The sequence below is a fragment of the Streptomyces sp. NPDC037290 genome, from assembly GCF_055603245.1.
Genome location: NZ_JBVJVZ010000001.1, coordinates 1,146,926 through 1,168,726 on the forward strand (window position 1 = coordinate 1,146,926; position 21,801 = coordinate 1,168,726).

Here is a 21,801-nt window from a genome sequence, read left to right on the forward strand (position 1 = left end):
CATTCGCCGCACTCGACACGGCATCTCGCCTTAGATCACAAATTAGTACGTTCTGTGCATATATTTCTCACGCTGAGTAGTCGAAAGAGAGCTTCTCGGCTCAGGTGAGAAAGGGTCATTCCATGCGCAACTTTCAACGCGCAGCGCTCGTGGCCGCAGTGGTCACGGGGCTGTCCGCCCTTGGCGCCGGCACCGGCTTCGCCGACGGCAGAGACGGTCCGCAGCAGGTCTCGGCGGTGGCCTCCGCGCAGGCCACCGCCGTGGTCACGTGGGGTGCAACGCCCAGCGAATCGCACTCCGACTCGCAGTCCGGCACCCACTCCGACGCGCAGTCGGCCTCGCAGTCGGGCTCGGACTCCGACGCGCAGTCCGATGCGCAGTCCGGCCCCCAGGCTGACTCCCAGTCCGCCTCACACGCGGCTCCGCCGGCGACCAAGCCGACGAAGCAAGACCACAAGAAGCCGACGGAGCAAGACCACAAGAAGCCGACGGAGCAAGACCACAAGGGTGCCGGGAAGAAGCCCGGGCAGAAGCCTTCGAAGCCCCAGCACGAGCAGAAGCCCTCCAAGCAGGAGCATCAGCAGAAGCCTTCGGAAGCGAAGCCTGATCACAAGCAGTCGGCGGGGAAGCCGGACCACAAGAACCAGGGTGGGAAGGGCGAGCACAAGCACGAGGGCGGGAAGGGCGAGCACAAGCACGAGGGCGGGAAGAACGAGCACAAGCAGCACGGCTCGGCGCACATCCACAAGCACCCGGCGGGAAAGCACGAGCACCACGGGCAGGCCGTGAAGCACCCTCACAGGCACCACGCAGAAGAGCAGACCGAGCAGCAGCAGGCCGCGACGGTCAGCGACGAGGACGAAAGTGCTGATGACTTCTGGTCCCACGCTCTGGCCTACCTGCTGGCGACGGTTGATTGAGGAACCGGATCACGGGGCGGGGAGCACGGTGGCGCAGGACGCCACGGGAGTCTGAGGCGGCGGCCGTCGGCGGGCGGGGCCATGATGGCGGTGTGCCCTGCCCCTCGACGCCCGGTGCGGCCGGAGCGTTCGGCCGGCTCGAGTCGGCCCCCACGCCCCGGACCTCCGTGTCGTGGCTTCCCCCGGCCGAACTCTGGCCCGTCATCCAGCGCATTCGCGCCGCGCACGACCCGCAGATCCGTCGCTGGCCACCCCATGTGAACCTGGTCTTCGGTTTCGTACCGGAGGAGGACTTCCCGGTGGCGCTCCCGCTGCTGGCCGCTGCGGCGGCGGAGTGCGAGCCCTTCGACATCCGGCTCAGCGGGGTCCACGCCTTCCGCCATCGGTCCTACGCCACCGTGTGGCTCGACCCCGCCGCGGCCGGCCTCGCACCCTGGACGGAGCTCCGGCGAGCGCTGGCGGAGCCCTTCCCCTCCTGTACGGAGCGCTTCCCGCGTTTCACCCCGCATCTCTCGCTGGGACGCACCCGTGTCCCGCGTGTCCTTACGGCCGAATGTGCCGCCCGGCTCGGCGTGCTGCACGCGCGTGTGGCCGAGATCGACGTGCTCTCCCGCCGCGGTGACGGCCCCATGCGGTCCCGGGCCACCATCGACCTGGGCACCGGCGCCGTACGCCACCACTGACGCCGCCTTGCCCTTGCCTGACCTGCTGGTTGAGGGGAGGGTGGAGCCGCGTCCGCGGTGCGGACGAGAACGGGAACGAGCGGGGAGTGACGGGATGCCGCAGGTGAGACCCATGCGCGCGGACGCTCGGCGCAACTACGAGCGGTTGCTGAAGGTGGCGGCGGAGGCCTTCGCCGAGCATGGGGAGAACGCGTCGCTCGACGACATCGCCAAACGGGCGGGCGTCGGCTCGGGCACGCTCTACCGGCACTTTCCGACGCGGCAGAAGCTGCTGGAGGCCGCGTACGTGGACCGGATCGAGGCGCTGGGGACGCGCGCCGGAGAGCTGGGGCGGGGGCTGCCGCCGGGGGCGGCGCTGATGGAGTGGCTGAACGAGCTGTGTGTCGCCTCGCTTCAGGTGCGCGGGATGAAGGCGCTGCTGGGCAAGGCGGTCACGGACGGCGACGCGGCAGCGCTCACGGCGTGCGGGTCCGTGGTGCAGGGCGCGGTGGGCCCGCTGGTGCGGGCCGCGCAGGCGGAGGGCACCGTGCGGGCCGACCTCGAGCCGATCGAACTGCTCCGGCTGGTCCACGGGGTGGCCACGGCGGTGGAGCTGGCGGACGGTGAGGGGCCGCAGATCCGGCGTTACTTGACGCTGCTGGTGGAGGGACTGCGGCCGTAGACCGGGAAATTACAGGGCCCTTGAGCCTGGTTCCGCCATGTTCCGCACGGTCCGGGCCTTCACGAAGTCGCCCATCGCCGTCATGTCCCACTCGCCGGAGAACTGGCGGATGAGCTTGGCCATCATCACGCCGGTCTGGGGCTCGGCGTGGGTGAGATCGAAGCGGACCAGCTCCTCGCCCGTGGCCGCGTCCACCAGGCGGCAGTAGGCCTTGGCGACCTCGGTGAACTTCTGGCCGGAGAAGGAGTTCACCGTGAAGACCAGGCCGGTGACCTCCTGGGGCAGGCGGCCGAGGTCGACGGTGATCACCTCGTCGTCGCCTCCGCCCTCACCCGTCAGATTGTCCCCGGAGTGCCGGATCGCGCCGTTCAGGATCGTCAGCTTGCCGAAGTAGCAGCTGTCGAGGTGGTTGCGCTGGGGGCCGTAGGCGATGACCGAGGCGTCCAGGTCGATGTCCCTGCCCCGGAACGCCGGTTCCCAGCCGAGCCCCATCTGCACCTGGGAGAGCAGCGGCCGGCCGCCCTTGACCAGGGACACGGTCTGGTTCTTCTGGAGGCTGACCCGGCCTTTGTCGAGGTTGATCTTTCCGGCACCCGGAGCGGGAGCGGCGGGCGGCGCCGGGGGAGCGGACACCGGCGGGGCGGGCGGGGTCTGCAGCGGGGGAGCGGGCGGGGAGACCGGGACCTGCATGGTGGGTGCCGGCGGGGGGACCGGGGCCTGCATGGTGGGCGCCGGGGGAGCCGCAGGCTGTGGCGGCCTCGCGGGCTCCTCCACCGTCACACCGAAGTCGGTCGCGATGCCGGCCAGTCCGTCGGCGTACCCCTGGCCGACGGCGCGGGCCTTCCAGGCGCCGCCCCGGCGGTAGATCTCCACGACGACCAGCGCCGTCTCCGTGCCGAGCTGCGGCGGGGTGAACGTGGCCAGCACCGGGCCGTCCGCGTCGCGGATCGTGGCCGTCGGCTCGATGCCCTGGAAGGTCTGGCCGGCCGCGTCCGGGCTGGCCGTGACCACGATCTTCTCGATGTCCGGCGGGACGGCGGCGGTGTCGACCGTGATCGCGTCAGGGGCCGCGCCGCCACCCGACGCGTAGCTCACGCCGGGGCCCGTCGGCTGGTTGTAGAAGATGAAGTCGTCGTCCGAGCGCACCTTGCCGTCGGCGGTGAGCAGCAGGCCCGACACATCGAGCCGCACCGGCGCGGCCACGTCCACCGTGACACGGGCGGCCGACAGAGGGATGTTCGAGCCAGGGGTCATAGCTGTCATGCCGGGTGAACGAACGACACCGCTTTACCGTTCCCTTACCCGCCCCCCAATCGGGTCGGGGCCCGGACCCCGAGTCCGCTCAGGGCCCGACCCCGAGTCCGCTCAGGGCACGACCACGATCTTCCGCCCCACCCCCGCCGCGAACTGCTCCAGCGCCTGCGGGTACCGCTCCAGCGGGATCCGGTCGCTGATGAACACCTGCGGATCCAGCACCCCGTTCGCGAACAGCTCGGCCGCACGCTCGAAGCTGTGCAGGACGGCCATCGAACCGGTGATCGTGATCTCCTGGTTGTAGATCCGGTACGGATCGATCGTCACCCGGGTCGCGTAGTCGGCCACGCCGAACTGCAGAAACGTGCCCGCCTTCGCCACCCGGTCCAGGCCGTCCTGGATCGCGGCGGCGTTGCCGGTCGCGTCCACGACCACGTCCCAGCCCTGCGGGCGGTCCAGTTCGTCCGCGCTGCCCGCCGCGGCCGAGACGCCGAGCAGGCGGGCCGTCTCCAGGCGCGCCGGGTTCACGTCGACCATGTCCACGCTCGCCGCGCCCGTTCGCTTGGCCAGCTCGAGCATCATCAGGCCCATGGTCCCGGAGCCGTAGACCAGCACGTGGGCGCCCAGGCGGGACCGCAGGACGTCGTAGCCGCGCACCGCGCACGACAGGGGCTCCACCAGCGCCGCGTCCTGCGTGCGGACGTGTTCCGGCAGCTTCACGCAGTTCGCCACCGGGGCGACCGCGTACTGTGCCGCGCCGCCCGCCGTCGTCACGCCGATCGCGGCCCACCGTTCGCACAGGTTGTTGTGGCCGGTGCGGCAGTAGCGGCACTCGTAGCAGTACAGCGAGGGGTCCACGGCCACCCGGTCGCCGATCGCGACCTCGGTGACCTGGCTGCCGACGCCGACCACCTCGCCCGCGAACTCGTGTCCGGGGACGATCGGCAGCTTGGGCGCGAACTCGCCCTGGAGGATGTGCAGGTCGGTGCCGCACAGGCCGCAGGCCGCCACCTCGACGACGACCTCGCGCGGGCCCGGCGTCGGGTCCGGCACCTCGGTGACGACGGCGCGGCCCACGGACTCGATGACGGCGGCCTTCATTTCACGGCTCCCAACGACAGGCCCTGGACCAGCTTGTCCTGGGCGGCGAACCCCGCGGCGAGCACCGGCAGGGAGATGACGAGCGACGCGGCGCACACCTTGGCCAGGAACAGACCCTGGCTGGTGATGAAGCCGGTCAGGAAGACGGGCGCGGTCTCGGCGACCACGCCCGTGAGGACCCGGGCGAACAGCAGCTCGTTCCAGCTGAAGATGAAGCAGATCAGGGCCGTCGCCGCGATCCCGGGCAGGGCGATCGGGGCCACCACGCGCGCGAGGATCGTCGGCAGACGGGCGCCGTCCACGCGGGCCGCCTCGATGACGGCGACCGGGACCTCGGCGAGGAAGGACTGCATCATCCACACCGCGATCGGCAGGTTCATGGAGGTGTAGAGGACGACCAGGAGCCAGATGTTGTCGAGCATCCCGGCGTTCTTGGCGAACAGGTAGATCGGCAGCAGGCCCGCCACGGCCGGCAGCATCTTCGTGGACAGGAAGAAGAACAGCACGTCCGTCCACTTCTTCACCGGCCGCACGGACAGCGCGTACGCCGCCGGGAGGGCCAGCAGCAGGACGCACAGCGTGGAGGCCACCGACGCCACCGTGGAGTTGATCAGCGCGGGCCAGGGGCTCGGCCCGCCGCCGCTGCCGAAGAACTCGCGGTAGCCGTCGAGTGTCAGCGACGCCGCGAAGGACGGCGGGTTGGTCGCCGCGTCCGCCTCGGAGTGGAAGGACGTCAGGGCCATCCAGGCGATCGGCAGGAAGAACACGATCCCGGCCAGCCAGGCCACCAGGCCCAGCCCGTTCCGGCGCAGTACGGCGTTCATGCGCGGGACACCTCCTCGCGGAACAGGGACGACACCACGCGCAGGGCGAAGGTCGCGATGATGATCGAGCCGATGACGACCAGGACGCCGGCGGCCGAGGCGAGGCCGTTCTCGTGGGCCTGGTAGAAGCTCTGGTAGACGGTGTAGGGAAGGTTCGCCGTCCCCAGTCCCCCCGATGTGATCGTGAAGACCGCGTCGAAGTTCTGGACGATGTAGATCGAGCCCAGCAGGGCACCGAGCTCCAGGTAGCGGCGCAGGTGGGGCAGGGTCAGATGGCGGAAGATCTGCCAGTCGTTCGCGCCGTCGACCCGCGCGGCCTCGATCTGCTGCTGGTCGCGGCTCTGCAGGCCGGCGAGCAGGATCAGCATCATGAACGGTGTCCACTGCCACACCAGGGAGGCCTCGACCGCGAGCAGCGGGGTGTGGGAGATCCAGTCGGGCTGTGGGCCACCCACATAGTGCAACAGCCCATTGAGCAGGCCGTATTCAGGGTTGTAGAGCACATGCTTCCAGAGCAGGGCGGCGGCGACCGGCACCACCAGGAAGGGCGCGATGAGCAGGGTGCGCACGACGCCCCGGCCGCGGAACCTCCGGTCCAGCAGCAGCGCCAGTGCCAGCCCCAGCACCAGGCTGGCCAGCACCACCGCCACCGTGAGCAGCACCGTCGTCCACACCGAGTGGCGCAGGCCGGCGTCGGTCAGCACCTGGCGGTAGTTGTCGAGACCGGTGAAGTGCCGGGCTTTGGGGTAGAGGGCGTTCCAGTCGAAGAAGGAGATCACCAGCGTGGCCACGAACGGCAGCTGGGTCACGGCGATCATGAAGACGAGGGCCGGCAGCAGCGGGGCCCGGGTGGCCCAGGCGCGCAGCCGGGCCGAGGGTGGTTTCACCATGCGCGTGGGGGCGGCCGCGAGGGGGGCCGTGGTCGTCGCTGTCATCGTCCCTCGTACTCCTTGGAGATCTTCTCGGCGAGCGCCTGCGAGTTCTTGAGGGCCGAGTCGACGGACTGGCGTCCGGCGATGGCCGCGCTGATCTCCTGGGAGACCTTGGTGCCGAGGTCGGTGAACTCGGGGATGCCGACGAACTGGATGCCGGGCGCGGGCCGCGGCTGCACGCCGGGGTCGTCCGGACGGGCGCTCTCGATGGCCTCCTTGGTCATCTCCTGGAAGGACGCGGCCGACGCGCGGTAGTCGGCGTTCTCGTACGTCGACGCCCGCTTGCCCGCCGGCACGTTCGACCAGCCGCTGGTGTCGCCGACGAGCTGCTCGTAGCCCTTGCCGGAGGCCCAGGAGACGAACTTCCAGGCCTTGTCGGGATTGCGGGAGGCCTTCTGGATGCCCCAGGCCCAGGTGTAGAGCCAGCCGGAGGACCCGGTCCGCTCCACCGGTGCGGGGGCGTACCCGAGCTTGCCCCTCACCGGGGAGTTCGCCGCCTCCAGCAGACCGGCCGCGGAGGTGGCGTCGTACCACATGGCGACCTTGCCCTGGGTCATGTCGTTCAGACACTCGGCGAACCCGGACTGCGCAGCACCGGACTCGCCGTGGGCGCGGACGAGGTCGACATAGAACTTTGTCGCCTTCTCGAACTCCGGGGAGTCCAGGTGGGCCTTCCAGTGCTTGTCGAACCAGGTGCCGCCGAAGGTGTTCACGACCGTCGTCAGCGGGGCCATCAGCTCGCCCCAGCCCGGCAGCCCGCGCAGGCAGATGCCCCGCATGCCGGGCTGCGCGCCGTCCGCCCGTGCGGCCAGGTCGGCGACCTGCTGCCAGGTGGGGTGGGCCGGCATGGTGAGGCCCTTCGCCGCGAACACGTCCTTGCGGTACATGAGGAAGGAGGACTCGCCGTAGAAGGGCTGCCCGTAGAGCTTGCCGTCGTCGCCGGTGAGGGACTGGCGCATCGGCTTCAGGACGTCCTGCTCGTCGTACGCCGGGTCCTTCGCGACGTACGGGTTCATCTCGTGCAGCCAGCCGTTGCGGGCGTAGATCGGTATCTCGTAGTTGGAGAGGGTGGCCACGTCGTACTGGCCGGCCTGGTTGGCGAAGTCCTGGCTGATCTTGTCGCGGACGTCGTTCTCGGGCAGGACGGTGAAGTTGACCCTGATGCCCGTCTCCTTGGTGAAGTGGGCGGCGGTCAGCTTCTGCAGCTCGGTCATCTGGGGGTTGTTGACCATCAGGACGTTGATGGAGTCGCCGCCGGAACCGGTCCCGCCCGCACCGGCCCAGCAGCCGGAGAGCAGCGGGGCGAGCAGCGTCCCTGCGGCGGCCATGGCGAGCGTGGCTCGCGGCCTCCGTCGGCTCGGGATACGCATGGATCGCTCCTGGATATATAGGGATATAAGGGGCGTTCGGAGGTGTGGAACACCCCCCGGGGGGAGTGAGATGGACTGTCAGACCCGGATGACCTGCGGGCCCAGCAGGGAGTAGCGGTGGGCCTCGGAGGCCGGGAGCTGGGTGCTCGTCACGATCGCCTCCAGCGCGCCGATCTCGGCGAACCGGCAGAAGCTGACCGCACCGAACTTGGTGTGCACGCCCACGAACACGGTGCGGCGCGCGGCCCGGATGGCCTGCGCCTTGACCTCGCTGACCGCCGGGTCCGGCGTGGTCAGTCCGTGCTCGCGGGAGATGCCGTTGGCGCCGATGTAGGCGAGGTCGAGGACGAAACCGGCGAGCATCTTCGTCGTCCAGTGGTCGACCGTGGCCAGTGTGCCGGCGCGCACCCGGCCGCCCAGCAGCAGCACGGAGATCTGCTCGGCCTCCGCCAGGGCACCCGCGACCGGCAGGGACGCGGTGACCACGGTCAGCGGCCGGTCGGCCGGCAGGGCCTCGGCGATGAGCTGCGGGGTGAAGCCCTCGTCCACGAAGACCGTCTCCGCATCCCCGAGCAGCCCGGCCGCCGCGGCCGCGATCCGGCGCTTCTCGGGCACATGGCTGGTGGCGCGGAAGGCGAGCGTCGTCTCGAAGCCGGCGCTCTCCACCGGATAGGCGCCGCCGTGCGTCCGGCGGACCAGACCGTGGTCCTCCAGGGCGCGCAGATCGCGCCGGATGGTCTCCTTGGCCACGCCCAGTGCGGCGGCGAGCGCGGTGACGTCGACCGCGCCGCTCGCGCGAGCGGCCCGCACGATCTCGCGCTGACGTTCTTCCGCCGTCCTCGTGCTCATGGTGCCGCCCACCTTCCCACGGAACTGCCCGTTCGGGCCCTTGGGGAAAGTTTCTACCGGGGGTGTGCGCCGCTGACCAGGCCTGTTGGGGGCCCGATACTGCCCGGGTGGGCCCGTTCGCCGGACGGGCTGCCCGGCGCGGACCTGCACCGCCGGGCGGGGCGGGGTGGGAGCGGGCGCCGCCGATGCCCGAATGGGGCGGCGGGCGGGCCCGTTCGGTGCCCGCCCGCGCGCGTGGGGGATCTTTTTCGGCCGCCAGAGGGCTCAAAACCGCTCGGAAACCGTTCGGAAACCGTTTGGCGATTCGCCCGGAACCGGAGAGCTCAGTACGGCCAGATCGGTGGGTCGTTCACGAAGTGCCCGCCGAGGTGGCTGTGTGCCGGGTTGTCCGGGTCCAGCTCGCCCTGCTCGGCGATCAGCTTCTCCGCGTACGGCTCGGAGTCGTCCCGCGGCTCGTAGCCGAGCGCTCGCGCGCCGGTCAGGTCCCACCACAGGCGCGTGTTGGCGGAGGAGCCGTAGACGACCGTGTGGCCGACGTTCTCGGCGGTCAGGGCGGCATGGAAGAGGCGGGCGCCGTCGGCCGGGCTCATCCACACCGAGAGCATGCGCACGCTGGTCGGCTCCGGGAAGCAGGAGCCGATGCGCACGGACACGGTCTCCAGGCCGTGCTTGTCCCAGTACAGCTGGGCGAGATCCTCGCCGAAGGACTTGGACAGGCCGTAGAAGGTGTCCGGGCGGCGCGGGGTGTCGACCGGGATCGGCGGCTCGCCCGGGCGCGGGGCCGGGGTGAAGCCGACGGCGTGGTTGGAGGAGGCGAAGACGATCCGGGGCACGCCCTCCCCGCGGGCGGCCTCGTAGAGGTTGTAGGTGCCCTCGATGTTGGACCTGAGGATCTTCTCGAAGGGGGCTTCCAGGGAGATGCCCGCGAGGTGGAGCACCGCGTCCACGCCCCGCACCGCCTCGCGCAACGCCTCCCTGTCGGCGAGGTCGGCGGTGATCGCGTCCGGCTCGCCCTCGACGGGCCGCACGTCGAGCAGGCGCAGCGTGTAGCCGTACTCCGGCAGCAGGGACCGCATCAGGGTGCCGAGCCCGCCGGCGGCGCCGGTGAGCAGGATGGTGCGGGGAGCGGGCATCCGTGGTCCTCCTTGTGGCCGCTATTCACATACGTGGACACGCTAGAGATGTCGCGCGTGCACCGTCAAGTGTCCCGTGTGGCCGGCGAATTCGCGCCGCGGGTCGGAGCTGCGCCTGCTTGACCTGCCGCAAGAGGGGCCCGTAGCGTGGACGCGTTCAGAAATATGGACGTGGATCAGAAGCGTGGATCGCAAACACGCGTCGGCGTGTCCCAAGGGAGAGCCCGTGACGCCAGCCCCTCTCACCGAACGTCTCAGCGAACCGCGCGGGCCGCTCTTCTTCCCCGTCACGGCCTACGGCCCCGATGGCGCACTCGACCTCGATGTCTACCGCACGCATGTGAGCCGTGGTGTCGCGGCCGGGGCCGCCGCCGTGTTCGCCTGCTGCGGCACGGGCGAGTTCCACGCGCTGCTGCCGGAGGAGTTCGAGACCTGCGTCCGGGTGGCCGTGGAAGCGGCCGAGGGACGCGTCCCGGTCGTCGCGGGCGCCGGCTACGGCACCGCGCTCGCCGTCCGCTACGCGCGCCTCGCCGCGGCGGCGGGCGCCGACGGCCTCCTCGCCATGCCGCCGTATCTCGTGCTCGCCGGCCAGGAGGGGCTGCTGCGGCACTACCGCGAGATCGCCGCGGCCACCGCTCTTCCGGTGATCGTCTACCAGCGGGACAATGCCGTCTTCACCCCGCGGACGGTGGTGGAACTCGCCCGCACCGAGGGGATCGCGGGCCTCAAGGACGGCCTCGGCGACCTCGACCTGATGCAGCGGATCATCAGCGCCGTACGCACCGAGGATCCCGGTGACTTCCTGTACTTCAACGGCCTGCCCACCGCCGAGCAGACCCAGCTCGCCTACCACGCCCTCGGCGTCACCCTGTACTCCTCGGCCGTCTTCTGCTTCGCCCCCGAGATCGCCCTCGCCTACCACCGCGCTCTGACCGTGGGCGACACGGCGACCCTGCGGCGCCTCCTGGACGGCTTCTACCGCCCGTTCGCGGAACTGCGCGCCCAGGGCCGTGGCTACGCCGTCTCGCTCGTCAAGGCGGCCGTGCGGCTGCGCGGCCTGGACGTCGGCGAGGTCCGGCCCCCGCTGCACGAGCCGGCGGATGACCACGTCAAACAACTCGCCCAGCTGATCGAGCGGGGATACGAGCTGCTGGAGACGGACGCGTGAGACAGCGTCGGTCCGGCACGGGGCGGGTGTGGGTACGGCATCGGGGGTGGGGGCGTGAGGGGTCTTCGATCCCGGCGCTGGGGGTGCGGGCGTCGGTGCGGTCGGGGCGCGGGCGTCGGTTGACACGGCGGCGAGCGGGCCCCGGTGTGGCGTCGAGGAGGGGCGTGTGGGTGGGGCTCGGTGTGGATCGAGGGGCGGGCGTGTGAGCGTGTGTCCGTGTGGCTCGAAGGAGGGCGTGTGAAGGCGTCGGCGTTCGTCTATCCGTGGGACGTCAACGGGGACCCCGCGGCCCCGGCGCGCATCGCCGGGCTCGGTGTCGAGCAGGTGACCCTCGCCGCCGCCTACCACTCCACCCGCGCCCTGACCCCCCGCCACCCCCGCCACCGCATCGTCACCGCCGAGTACGCGGCCGTCCTCTACCCGGCGGGCGGGCGCTGGGCGGGCCGCGGACTCAGGCCGTACCCCGCCGGCCGCTGGGCCCCCGGTGACGCCTACGGCGAGGCCGCGCAGGCGCTGGCCGCGGCCGGGCTCGAGGTGCACACCTGGGTCGTCCTCGCCCACAACTCCCGCCTGGGCGCCGAACACCCGGACACCTCGGTGGTCAACGCCTACGGCGACCACTACCCCTGGGCGCCCTGCATCGCCCAGCCCGCCACGCGCGCGTACCTGGTCGACCTCGCCGCGGAGGCCGCCGTACGCCCCGGCGCGCACGGCACCGAGCTGGAGTCCCTCGGCTGGTACGGGCTGCAGCACCTGCACGCCCACGACAAGATCTCCGGGGTGGGGCTGGGAGAGGCGGGGCAGTACCTGATGGCCCTGTGCTTCTGCCCGTCCTGCCGCGCCGGGTACGCCGGACAGGACCTGGACCCGGACGAGCTGGCGGCCTCGGTGCGCACCGCGCTGGAGCCGCTGTGGCGGGGCGCGGCGGACGACGGGGGCTGGCCGACGGTCACGAAGCTGCTCGGCGAGGAGACGGCCGCCCGCACGCGCGCGTGGCGCGACGACACCGCCGGCACCCTCCAGGAGGAGGCCGTAGCCGCCGTACGGGCCGCCGCACCGGCCGGCTTCCAGGTGCTGATGCACGCCGACCCGGTCTCCTACCGCTGCGGCGCCAACGCCGGCGCCGACCCCGCCCGCGTCCTCTCGGTCACCGACGGCGTGGTGGTGCCGTGCACGGGCGGTACGGCCCTGCTGGCGCCCTTCGCCGAACACGCCGGGGAGCGGACGGTGCTGGCCGCCAACTTCACCGTCGTCACGGGGATGGGCGGCAGCCCCCGCACGCTCGCGGCGGACGCGGCACGCGCGCGTGCCCAGGGCGCGACCCAACTGCGGCTCTATCACGCGGGGTTGGCGTCGGACTCGGACCTCGCCGCGGTGCGCGAGGCGCTGCCCGCGCGCTGAACCGGCGAAGCCGCCGTACCGAGCAGGGCGACGCAGGCGCCCGGCCCGATGAGCTGGGCGACGGCCACCGCCACCACGTTTCCCGCAGTTCCCCGCTCCCCTTTGCGGCGCTCCCCATCCGCACCGATGAGTTTCCCCGGCTCGGCCGGTCAGCCCTTCGTACGAGGAGTGCACCAGCGAAGGAGTGAGCGATGACGACCATGGTCGACCTCGGCCCGCAGGCCAGGATCGTGGCGCGGCTCGTCGAGTCCGTGACCGACGAGCAGCTGCCCGCCCCCACACCGTGTCCGGACTGCGCGGTGCGGAATCTGCTGGGCCACCTCCACATGGTGTGCGTGGCCTTCCGTGACGCGGCCCGCAAGGACCTCGGTGCGACGACCGGCACCAGTCCGAACGCCGCCGTCCCGGACATCGGCCCCGACTGGCGCGGCGAGCTGCCCAAGGCGCTGGACGAGCTCGCCGACGCCTGGCGCGATCCGGACGCCTGGACCGGCATGACCCAGGCGGGCGGGGTGACCCTGCCCGGCGAGGTCGCCGGTGCCGTCGTCGCCGACGAACTGGTCATTCACGGCTGGGACCTGGCCCGCGCCACCGGCCGGTCCTACGCTCCCGACCCGGCCGCCCTGGACTCGGCCCACGGATTCCTCCTCGTCGCCGCCGAGGACCCGAACCGCGGAAACGGCCTCTTCGGCCCGGTCGTCCCGGTTCCGCAGGAGGCACCCCTGCTGGACCGGGCGGTGGGACTGAGCGGCCGGAATCCGGAATGGCACCCCTGGAAACCATCGATCGCTCACACCCGGTGACCCGCCCCGTCCCCTCGCCCCTCACCTTCCTTTGTCAGAAGCATTGACGAATCAGCGGCCCGCTCCTAGTTTCATCGCGTCGTACTTCGTACGTCATATATGAGACGCGATATGTGAGATCCGAGAGGGCCGCATGACCTCTGCCCCCACCCCGATCCCGTCCCGCACGCAGTACGTCCTGGACGCGATCAAACACCGCATCCTGACCGGGCGGCTGACCCCCGGTCAGGCCCTGGTCGAGACGGAACTGGCCGCGCAGTTCGGGGTGTCCAAGACCCCGGTGCGGGAGGCGCTGAAGACCCTCGCGGGGACAGGTCTCGTCGTGATGAACCAGTACAAGGGCGTCACGGTGCGCATGGTGGACGCGGACATGGCACGCGAGGTGTACGACGTGCGGCTGCTGCTGGAACCGGAGGCGCTGCGCAGGGCCGTCCGGCGGGGCGCCCCCCTCGACGCCGCGCGCGACGCGCTGACCCGCGCGGACCGCGCCGCCGACACCGCCGAACGCTCCCTCGCCAACCGGGAGTTCCACCGGGCGCTCTACCTGCCCTGCGGCAACCCGCTGCTGGGCCGGATGCTGGACGAGGTCCGCGACCAGGCGGCCCTGGTCTCCGCCGTCGCCTGGGCCGCCGACCCGTCCTGGGAGCGGGAGGCCGCCGAGCACCGGGAGATCCTGCGGCTGGCGCTCGACGGGGACGCCGACGGCGCCGCGAGCGCCCTGCACACCCACATCGCGTCCTTCGTCCGGCGCGCGTTCTGCTCGGACACCGGCCCCCATGCAGAGGAAGGTCATCGATGAGCAGCGTGACGTTCGAGACCCAACGGGCGGCCCTGGCCGACGTGGTGGCCATCCCGGTGACCCCCTTCGCCGCGGACGGCACCGTCGAGCAGGACACCCACCGGGCCCTGCTGCGTCGCCTGCTCGACGGCGGTATCCGCACGCTCACCCCGGGCGGCAACACCGGCGAGTTCTACGCGCTCACCCCCGAAGAGCGCCGACTGGTCACCGAGTTGACCGTCGAGGAGGCCGGCGACCGTGCCGCGGTCCTCGTCGGCGTCGGGCACGACCTGCCCACCGCCGTCGCCGCCGCCCGGCACGCCCGTGACCTCGGCGCCCGGATGGTCATGGTCCACCAGCCCGTCCACCCGTACGTGTCGGCGGCCGGCTGGGTCGACTACCACCGCGCCATCGCCGAGTCCGTGCCCGAACTGGGCGTGGTGCCGTACCTCCGCAACGCGCAGCTGCCCGGCGCCCGGCTCGCCGAACTCGCCGACCACTGCCCGAACGTCATCGGGGTGAAGTACGCCGTACCGGATGCCGCGCGCTTCGCGGGCTTCGCGCGCGACGCGGGCCTGGACCGCTTCGTCTGGGTCGCCGGTCTCGCCGAGCCCTACGCCCCCTCCTACTTCTCGGCGGGCGCCACCGGCTTCACCTCCGGGCTCGTGAACGTCGCCCCGGCCGTTTCGCTGAACATGGTTGACGCGCTTCGATCGGGCGACTACCCGGCCGCCATGAAGATCTGGGAGCAGATCCGCCGCTTCGAGGAACTGCGCGCCGCGCACGGCTCCGCCGACAACGTCACCGTCGTCAAGGAAGCCCTCGCCGCACTCGGCCTGTGCCGCCCCGACGTCCGCCCGCCGAGCAGGCCCCTGCCCGGGGCCGAGCGTGCCGAGGTCGCCGCCATCGTCGCCGGGTGGTCCATATGAGCGCGCCCCGCAAGAAGCCCGGAGAGCTGAGAAGCCACCAGTGGTACGGCACCGACGGGCTGCGGTCGTTCAGTCATCGCGCCCGGACCCGGCAGCTCGGCTACCTGCCCGAGGAGCACCTGGGCAAGCCCGTGATAGCCGTGCTCAACACGTGGTCCGACATCAACCCGTGCCATGTGCACCTGCGGGACCGCGCGCAGGCCGTGAAGCGGGGGGTGTGGCAGGCCGGGGGGTTTCCGCTGGAGTTCCCGGTCTCGACGCTGAGCGAGACCTTCCAGAAGCCGACGCCGATGCTCTACCGCAATCTGCTGGCGATGGAGACCGAGGAACTGCTGCGGTCCTACCCGGTCGACGGGGCCGTGCTGATGGGCGGGTGCGACAAGTCCACACCCGCGCTGCTGATGGGCGCGGCCAGCGCCGACCTGCCCGCCCTCTTCGTGCCCGCCGGGCCCATGCTGCCGGGTCACTGGCGGAGCGAGGTGCTCGGGTCCGGTACGGACATGTGGAAGTACTGGGACGACAAGCGCGCCGGTCTCATCGGCGACTGCGAGATGGCCGAGCTGGAGAGCGGCCTCGCACGCTCCCCGGGGCACTGCATGACCATGGGTACGGCGTCCACGCTGACCGCCGCCGCCGAGGCACTCGGCGTGACCGTGCCGGGCGCGTCGAGCATCCCCGCCGTCGACTCCGGGCACGAACGGATGGCCGCCAGGGCCGGGATGACGGCCGTGCAGCTGGTGCGGACCGGCCGGAGGCTGTCGCGGATCCTGACCCGCGAGGCCTTCGAGGACGCCGTCACCACCGTCCTCGGCCTCGGCGGCTCCACCAACGCCGTGATCCATCTGATCGCCATGGCGGGCCGTGCCGGGGTGAAACTCACCCTGGACGACTTCGACCGCATCGCCCGCACCGTGCCCGTCCTCGCCAACGTCCGCCCCGGCGGACAGAAGTACCTGATGGAGGACTTCCACTTCGCGGGCGGTCTGCCCGGCTTCCTGTCCCGGATCACCGACCTGCTCCACCTGGACCGGCCGACGGTGTCGTACGACACCCTGCGCGAGCAACTGGACGGCGCCCGGGTGCACGACGACGACGTCATCCGCCCGCGCGACAACCCGGTCGCGAGCGAGGGCGGGGTCGCGGTCCTGCGCGGCAACCTCTGCCCGGACGGCGCGGTCATCAAGCACATCGCGGCCGAGCCCCGCCTGCTCGCGCACACCGGCCCGGCCGTCGTCTTCGACGACTACCGGACCATGCAGCGCACCATCAACGACCCCGCCCTCGGCATCAGCGCGGACAGCGTGCTGGTGCTGCGGGGCGCCGGGCCCAAGGGCGGCCCAGGGATGCCCGAGTACGGCATGCTGCCCATCCCCGACCACCTGCTCAAGCAGGGCGTGCGGGACATGGTCCGGATCTCCGACGCCCGGATGAGCGGCACGAGTTACGGCGCCTGCGTGCTGCACGTGGCCCCGGAGTCGTACATCGGCGGCCCGCTGGCCCTCGTGCGCACCGGGGACCTCGTCACCCTGGACGTCGAGGCCCGCAGCCTGCACCTGCACGTGGACGACGAGGAGCTGGAGCGCAGGAGGGTCGCGTGGACCCCGCCGCCGCCCCGGTACGCGCGCGGCTACGGCGTCCTCCACAACGGGCAGATCACCCAGGCCGACACCGGCTGCGACTTCGAGTTCCTGGCCCGGCCGGGCCAGGTGCCGGACCCCTACGCCGGCTGACCGGGCGCACCGGGAGCGCGGCCGGAACGCGGAAGCCGGACGGTTCGGGCCTCCACGGCACCCCCGGCTCCGCCACGTTCACCTCGGCCGCGCCCTGACGAGGGGGGAGCACGACCGTCGGCGCGACGATGAACTGATCAGTTCAGCCGCCACAGTTCGTACGCGGCAAGAAGGGCGACCGCGCCCGCGAGCGCCATCAGCGCCCCCAGGAACCGCAGATAGCCGGCAGACGCGAAGAGCGTGGGCGACCCACCGAGCCGTCCCGCGGCCCCCCACGTCTCCTCGTTCCTGCGCCGGATCCGCTCCGCCCTGCTCGTGGCGATCCCGCGCACGTCGAAAGCCCAGTTCACCCCGCACCACAGGGCGGTCGGGCCGACGACGGCGCAGACGACGAGAAACACCGGCGACGGCCCGTGGGTCCCTGCGGCGAGGTGCTGCATGCGCGTGATGTCCCTGTTCTGCGGAGCGAGAAGTGCGTATCGATCGGATAACACTACTCGCAGGGCAGGGTGTTATGCGCGTAGACATTCTCTGACCTGGTACATCACTCTCATTCACCAGATCCGGAGAATCCATGCGGAAGTCCCACAGAGTCGTCGCCGCCGGTGCCGCCTGTGCCCTTGCCGGCGTCGCCCTCTACGGCGCGGGTGCTGCCACCGCCGGTCAGTCGACGGCGAACTCCACCCACGAGCCCTACAACATCGGGCAGTTGGTGAAGGACATCGACACGTACTACGGCACCACCGCCGACAGCAACGGCGTCTACCAGGCGTCCCCGGACAGCCCCTACGCCAAGGACCTGGCGCAGCTCGACGCCGACGCCAAGCGCTACATCGACAGGGCGGCCCGCAAGGCGCACCGCCACGGTGAGAAGCCGGCCGTCGTCTTCGACATCGACGACACGCTGCTGCTCAGCCTCGACTACGAGAAGCGCTACAACTACACGTACAACCCCACCACGTGGAACGACTACGTGAACCGCGCCGACCGCCCGGCGGTCTTCGGCAGCCCGGAGCTGGTCCAGTACGCCGAGGCCAAGGGCGTCGAGGTCTTCTACAACTCCGGTCTGAGCGAGGCGCAGCGCGCCGCCGCGGTCGCCAACCTGAAGAAGGTCGGCGCCGATGTGAACCTCGACGCCGACCACATGTTCCTCAAGGACAAGGCCAACCCGCCGGCCTACCTGAGCGACTGCGCCACCCCGGGCGCCTGGAACTGCACCACCGTGCAGTACAAGTCCGGCACCCGCCGGCACATCGAGGACGACCTGGGTTACGAGGTCATCGCCAACTTCGGCGACCAGTACTCGGACCTCGACGGCGGCTACGCCGACCGCACCTACAAGCTGCCGAACCCGACGTACTTCGTCAGCTGAGCGCCAGCCGTACGTCCCGAGCAGCCGCTCGTACCCGGCCCCCGTCACCGGCACAACCGTGCCGTGGCGGGGGCCGGCGTTCGTCGTCAGCCTCGGCTGCCGGAACGAGATCCGGAACTGTAGCGGCGATCTGTACGGCGCTTCGAACGGCATATGACCATCCGAACCGCGTTCCGTTACACGTCGTAAACATGCAGGTGCGTTTAACCAGGCCACAATCCGGCCAACATCCGCTCACCCTCATCCGCGATCAGGAGTTGGACCATGTCTCAGACATCCAAGGTGGATCCACGGCCGAGCACCGCCCCACCTGCCCGCAACAGCGTCGACCGGTACTTCCGGATCTCCGAACGGGGATCGACCCTCGGCCGGGAGATACGCGGCGGCATCGCCACGTTCTTCACCATGGCCTACATCCTTGTCCTGAATCCGATCATCCTGGGCAGCGCCAAGGACAAGTTCGGTCACACGCTCGACACCGGGCAACTCGTCACCGCCACCGCCCTGGTGGCCTGTGTGATGACGGTCCTCATGGGCGTCGGCGGCAACCTCCCGCTCGCCATCGCCGCCGGCCTCGGGCTCAACGCTGTCGTCGCCTTCCAGCTGGCGCCGCTGATGAGCTGGGCCGACGCGATGGGTCTGGTGGTCCTGGAGGGTCTCGTCATCTGCCTCCTGGTCCTCACCGGGCTCCGCGAAGCGATCATGAACGCGATCCCGCACCAGCTGAAGCAGGCCATCGGCGTGGGCATCGGTCTGTTCATCGCGTTCATCGGCTTCGTGGACGCCGGGTTCGTCAGCCGCATCCCGGACGCCGCGAACACCACCGTGCCGGTGCAGCTCGGTGCCGTCGGGCGCCTGACCGGCTGGCCCGTGCTTGTCTTCTGTCTCGGTGTGCTGCTGACCATCGCGCTGCTGGCCCGCAGGGTGAAGGGCGCGATCCTCATCAGCATCGTGACGATGACCGTCGTCGCGATCGTCATCAACGCCGTCGCCGACATCAAGAGCTGGGGCCTGACCACACCCAAGGTCCCCGACAAGATCGTCGCCGCTCCGGACTTCGGGCTCATCGGTCACTTCAGCCTGTTCGGCGGCTTCGCCAAGGCCGGTGTCCTCACCGCCGTCCTGCTGGTCTTCACTCTCATCCTGTCCGACTTCTTCGACGCCATGGGCACGATCGTCGGCATCAGCGCCGAGGCCGGGCTGCTGGACGAGCGGGGGAGAGTGCCCGGCATCGGCCGCGTCCTGTTCATCGACGGGGCCGCCGCCGTCGCCGGTGGTCTCGGCTCCGCCTCCTCCAACACCGCCTACGTCGAGTCCGCGGCCGGCGTCGGTGAGGGCGCCCGCACGGGCTTCGCCAACCTCGTCACCGGCGGTCTCTTCGGCCTCGCGCTCTTCGTCGCCCCGCTGCTCACCATCGTCCCGCTCCAGGCGGCGGCGCCCGCGCTGATCGCGGTGGGCTTCCTGATGATGACCCAGGTCAAGCACATCGAGTGGGACACCTACGACATCGCCGTCCCGGCGTTCCTCACCATCGCCGCGATGCCGTTCACCTACTCGATCACGGACGGCATCGGGGCGGGCTTCGTGTCCTACGTCGTCATCAAGACCGTGCTGGGCAAGGCGCGGGAGGTCAACTGGCTGCTGTGGGGCGTCTCGCTGCTGTTCCTGGTGTACTTCGCGATCGACCCCGTGGAGCAGCTCCTCGGGGTCAGGTGAGGACCCTCACTTCAACGCCGCCTGCATCATCGCCCTGGCCACCGGCGCCGCCAGGCCGTTGCCGCTGACCTCCGACCGTGCCGCGTCCGACTGTTCGACCATCACCGCGACGGCGACCTCCTTGCCGTTGCTGTCGGACTTGCCGAAGGACGTGAACCAGGCGTACGGCGTCTTGCTGTTGTTCTCGCCGTGCTGGGCCGTGCCGGTCTTGCCGCCGACGGTGACCCCGTCGATCAGGGCGTTGGTGCCGGTGCCGTCCTTGACCACCGTCTCCATCGCCGACTGGAGCTGCTCGGCGGTGGAGGGGCTGACGATCTCCTTGCTGTCCGCGCTGTCGTCGAGGTTCTGCACCACGTCACAGCCGCTGTCGGTGATCTGGGACACCATGTGCGGCGAGACGAGCTTGCCGCCGTTGGCAATGGCCGCGGACACCATGGCCATCTGCAGCGGCGTCGCGGTGACGTCGAACTGGCCGATGCCGGAGTACGCCGTCTGCGGCTGGTCCATGCCGGAGGGGTACACGCTGGCGTAGGCCCGCACCGGCACGTCCTGCTTGTCGTCGTTGAAGCCGAACTTCTCGGCCATGGCCCTCACCTTGTCCTGGCCGAGCTGGACGGCCATGTGCCCGAAGACGTTGTTGCAGGAGTACTGCAGGGCCTTGCGGATCGGGGCGTTCTTGCACGGCGCCGACCGGTTCTCGTTCACCAGCACGTGCGTCGTGCCCTGCGGGGTGTAGGGGTCCGGGCTGTCGGTCGGGTCGTCCACGTTCTTGTAGAGCCCGTCCTCCAGCGCGGCCGCCGCCACGACCAGCTTGAACGTCGAGCCGGGCGGCAGCGGCTGGCGCAGCGCACGGTTGGTGAGCGGCTTGTCCTTGTCCGCGTTGAGCTGCTTCCAGGCGGACCCGGCCGTGTTGGCGTCGGTGAGCGAGGCGGGGTCGTACGACGGCGTGGACACCACCGCGAGGATCTTGCCGGTCTTCGGGTCCATCGCGACGGCCGCGCCCTTCTTGTCACCGAGCGCGCGGTACGCCGCCTTCTGCACGTCCGGGTCGATCGTGGTGAGCACGTTGCCCGGATCGGCGCGCTGGCCGGTGAGCGTGTCCATCACGGTCTTCAGCTGGGTGTCGGTGCCGTTCAGCAGGTCGTGGTAGATGCCCTCCAGCTGGGTGGGGGCGTAGGCCTGCGAGGCGTAGCCCGTCACCGCGGCGTAGAGCTTGCCGTCCGTGTACGTCCGCTTGTACGCGAGGTCGCTCCCTGTCGTCCGCGTCGAGCCGGTGATCGCGTTTCCGGCCACGATGATGTTCCCCAGCGGCCGCGAGTACGTCTGGATCGCGTTCCGCCGGTTGTCGTTGTCGTCCGCGAGGGCCTTGCCGTCGTAGAACTGCACCCAGGTCGCCCTGACCAGCAGAGCGAGCACGAGCAGCAGCGCGAAGACGGACGCCCGCCTGATCGTCTTGTTCATCCCGCTTCGAAGACGATCGGGAGGCGGTCGATCGTTCCCGTACGCCCGTTTTTCTCAGCGGACGTTCAGAAAACCGGCCTCGTACGCGGCGATCACCGCCTGCGTGCGGTCCCGGGCGCCCGTCTTCGCCAGCACCGCCGCGACGTGCGACTTCACGGTGGCGGGGCCCACGTCCAGGCGCCGGGCGATCTCGGCGTTGGTCAGTCCGTCGGCCATGTGCCGCAGCACGTCCCGCTCGCGTCCGGTGAGTTTGCTCACCCATGGCGCGGCCGGGGCGGTCCTGGGCGCGTGCTCGGCCGCGAGGGACCGCACGGCCGACGGGAACAGCAGGCTGTCGGTGCGCGCGACCAGGCGCACCGCCTGCACCAGGGCGTCGGCGTCGGACCGCTTCAGCAGGAAGCCCGCAGCCCCGGCGCGCAGGGCCTCGTACACGTACGCGTCGTTCTCGAAGGTGGTCACGACCACGACACGGGGTGGCTCGTCGAGGGTGGCGAGGATCTGCTCCGTGGCCCGGATGCCGTCGATCTCGGGCATGCGGACGTCCATCAGGACGACGTCGGGCCGCAGTTCGCGTACGACGGACACCGCCTGCGCACCGGTCGCCGCCTCACCGACCACCACCAGGCCCGGCTCGGCGGAGAGGATGGCGCGCAGGGCGGTGCGGACCATGCGCTCGTCGTCGGCGAGGACGATCCGGATCGCGGGCCGGGTCATGC

21 protein-coding genes are annotated in these 21,801 nt (G+C 70.8%); 11 read left to right on the forward strand and 10 right to left on the reverse strand.

Annotation, left to right across the window (positions count from 1 at the left end; translation table 11 throughout):
• The first annotated feature begins 122 nt into the window (after window positions 1-122).
• The 3 genes from ACZ7HQ_RS05265 (at window position 123) to ACZ7HQ_RS05275 (ending at window position 2,264) form a co-directional block, all read left to right on the forward strand.
• Entirely contained in the window at window positions 123-920 is a 798-nt protein-coding gene (locus tag ACZ7HQ_RS05265; protein WP_470984854.1) for a hypothetical protein, read from the forward strand.
• Between the two features lie 167 nt (window positions 921-1,087).
• A complete protein-coding gene (locus ACZ7HQ_RS05270; protein ID WP_470984856.1) occupies window positions 1,088-1,603 on the forward strand; it encodes a 2'-5' RNA ligase family protein in 516 nt (171 codons plus the stop codon).
• Window positions 1,604-1,697: 94 nt separating this feature from the next.
• Window positions 1,698-2,264 (forward strand): TetR/AcrR family transcriptional regulator, encoded by a 567-nt coding sequence (locus ACZ7HQ_RS05275; protein WP_470984859.1) that lies wholly within the window; start codon window positions 1,698-1,700, stop codon window positions 2,262-2,264.
• A 9-nt stretch (window positions 2,265-2,273) separates the two neighbouring features.
• Here the strand turns inward: ACZ7HQ_RS05275 and ACZ7HQ_RS05280 are convergent, their stop codons facing one another.
• From ACZ7HQ_RS05280 to ACZ7HQ_RS05310, 7 genes are all read right to left on the reverse strand, one after another.
• Window positions 2,274-3,518, reverse strand: a complete 1,245-nt coding sequence (locus ACZ7HQ_RS05280; RefSeq protein WP_470985217.1) for a TerD family protein — start codon at window positions 3,516-3,518, stop codon at window positions 2,274-2,276.
• A gap of 111 nt (window positions 3,519-3,629) precedes the next feature.
• Window positions 3,630-4,619 carry a zinc-dependent alcohol dehydrogenase family protein gene (locus ACZ7HQ_RS05285; protein WP_470984862.1) on the reverse strand — a complete coding sequence of 330 codons (990 nt, stop codon included), beginning with the start codon at window positions 4,617-4,619 and terminating at the stop codon, window positions 3,630-3,632.
• Window positions 4,616-5,443: a carbohydrate ABC transporter permease gene (locus tag ACZ7HQ_RS05290; RefSeq protein ID WP_470984865.1), complete on the reverse strand. Its 828-nt coding sequence runs from the start codon at window positions 5,441-5,443 to the stop codon at window positions 4,616-4,618. Before ACZ7HQ_RS05290 ends, ACZ7HQ_RS05285 begins: the two co-directional genes overlap by 4 nt.
• Entirely contained in the window at window positions 5,440-6,378 is a 939-nt protein-coding gene (locus ACZ7HQ_RS05295; RefSeq protein ID WP_470984868.1) for a carbohydrate ABC transporter permease, read from the reverse strand. The genes ACZ7HQ_RS05290 and ACZ7HQ_RS05295 overlap by 4 nt, the downstream gene beginning before the upstream one ends.
• Window positions 6,375-7,745, reverse strand: a complete 1,371-nt coding sequence (locus ACZ7HQ_RS05300) for an ABC transporter substrate-binding protein (RefSeq protein ID WP_470984871.1) — start codon at window positions 7,743-7,745, stop codon at window positions 6,375-6,377. The genes ACZ7HQ_RS05295 and ACZ7HQ_RS05300 overlap by 4 nt, the downstream gene beginning before the upstream one ends.
• A 78-nt stretch (window positions 7,746-7,823) precedes the next feature.
• Window positions 7,824-8,594 (reverse strand): DeoR/GlpR family DNA-binding transcription regulator, encoded by a 771-nt coding sequence (locus ACZ7HQ_RS05305; RefSeq protein ID WP_470984873.1) that lies wholly within the window; start codon window positions 8,592-8,594, stop codon window positions 7,824-7,826.
• A 323-nt stretch (window positions 8,595-8,917) separates the two neighbouring features.
• Complete coding sequence (locus ACZ7HQ_RS05310; protein ID WP_470984875.1) at window positions 8,918-9,727, reverse strand: NAD-dependent epimerase/dehydratase family protein; 810 nt, start codon at window positions 9,725-9,727, stop codon at window positions 8,918-8,920.
• A gap of 226 nt (window positions 9,728-9,953) precedes the next feature.
• On the opposite strand from ACZ7HQ_RS05310, the gene ACZ7HQ_RS05315 reads away from it, so the two are divergent.
• The 6 genes from ACZ7HQ_RS05315 to araD all read left to right on the forward strand — a co-directional run bounded on the left by ACZ7HQ_RS05315 (window position 9,954) and on the right by araD (window position 16,536).
• Window positions 9,954-10,895 (forward strand): 5-dehydro-4-deoxyglucarate dehydratase, encoded by a 942-nt coding sequence (locus ACZ7HQ_RS05315; protein ID WP_470984877.1) that lies wholly within the window; start codon window positions 9,954-9,956, stop codon window positions 10,893-10,895.
• A gap of 237 nt (window positions 10,896-11,132) precedes the next feature.
• Window positions 11,133-12,296 (forward strand): hypothetical protein, encoded by a 1,164-nt coding sequence (locus ACZ7HQ_RS05320; RefSeq protein ID WP_470984880.1) that lies wholly within the window; start codon window positions 11,133-11,135, stop codon window positions 12,294-12,296.
• Between the two features lie 191 nt (window positions 12,297-12,487).
• A complete protein-coding gene (locus tag ACZ7HQ_RS05325; protein ID WP_470984883.1) occupies window positions 12,488-13,099 on the forward strand; it encodes a TIGR03086 family metal-binding protein in 612 nt (203 codons plus the stop codon).
• Between the two features lie 133 nt (window positions 13,100-13,232).
• Window positions 13,233-13,898 (forward strand): GntR family transcriptional regulator, encoded by a 666-nt coding sequence (locus tag ACZ7HQ_RS05330; RefSeq protein ID WP_470984886.1) that lies wholly within the window; start codon window positions 13,233-13,235, stop codon window positions 13,896-13,898.
• The gene (locus tag ACZ7HQ_RS05335) at window positions 13,895-14,806 is read left to right on the forward strand and encodes a dihydrodipicolinate synthase family protein (protein WP_470984888.1); all 912 of its coding nucleotides are present in this window, start codon (window positions 13,895-13,897) and stop codon (window positions 14,804-14,806) included. Before ACZ7HQ_RS05330 ends, ACZ7HQ_RS05335 begins: the two co-directional genes overlap by 4 nt.
• A complete protein-coding gene (gene araD, locus ACZ7HQ_RS05340) occupies window positions 14,803-16,536 on the forward strand; it encodes an L-arabinonate dehydratase (protein WP_470984891.1) in 1,734 nt (577 codons plus the stop codon). Before ACZ7HQ_RS05335 ends, araD begins: the two co-directional genes overlap by 4 nt.
• A 137-nt stretch (window positions 16,537-16,673) precedes the next feature.
• Here the strand turns inward: araD and ACZ7HQ_RS05345 are convergent, their stop codons facing one another.
• A complete protein-coding gene (locus tag ACZ7HQ_RS05345; protein WP_470984893.1) occupies window positions 16,674-16,976 on the reverse strand; it encodes a hypothetical protein in 303 nt (100 codons plus the stop codon).
• A gap of 134 nt (window positions 16,977-17,110) precedes the next feature.
• Between ACZ7HQ_RS05345 and ACZ7HQ_RS05350 the strand changes: the two genes are divergently transcribed.
• Both ACZ7HQ_RS05350 and ACZ7HQ_RS05355 read left to right on the forward strand, forming a co-directional pair.
• Complete coding sequence (locus ACZ7HQ_RS05350) at window positions 17,111-17,908, forward strand: HAD family acid phosphatase (RefSeq protein ID WP_470984896.1); 798 nt, start codon at window positions 17,111-17,113, stop codon at window positions 17,906-17,908.
• Window positions 17,909-18,172: 264 nt separating this feature from the next.
• The gene (locus tag ACZ7HQ_RS05355; RefSeq protein ID WP_470984899.1) at window positions 18,173-19,624 is read left to right on the forward strand and encodes an NCS2 family permease; all 1,452 of its coding nucleotides are present in this window, start codon (window positions 18,173-18,175) and stop codon (window positions 19,622-19,624) included.
• A gap of 6 nt (window positions 19,625-19,630) precedes the next feature.
• Here ACZ7HQ_RS05355 and ACZ7HQ_RS05360 read toward each other — a convergent pair whose 3' ends face one another.
• A complete protein-coding gene (locus ACZ7HQ_RS05360) occupies window positions 19,631-21,085 on the reverse strand; it encodes a peptidoglycan D,D-transpeptidase FtsI family protein (RefSeq protein WP_470984901.1) in 1,455 nt (484 codons plus the stop codon).
• A 54-nt stretch (window positions 21,086-21,139) separates the two neighbouring features.
• Window positions 21,140-21,799 (reverse strand): response regulator, encoded by a 660-nt coding sequence (locus ACZ7HQ_RS05365; protein ID WP_470985220.1) that lies wholly within the window; start codon window positions 21,797-21,799, stop codon window positions 21,140-21,142.
• Window positions 21,800-21,801: the final 2 nt, after the last annotated feature.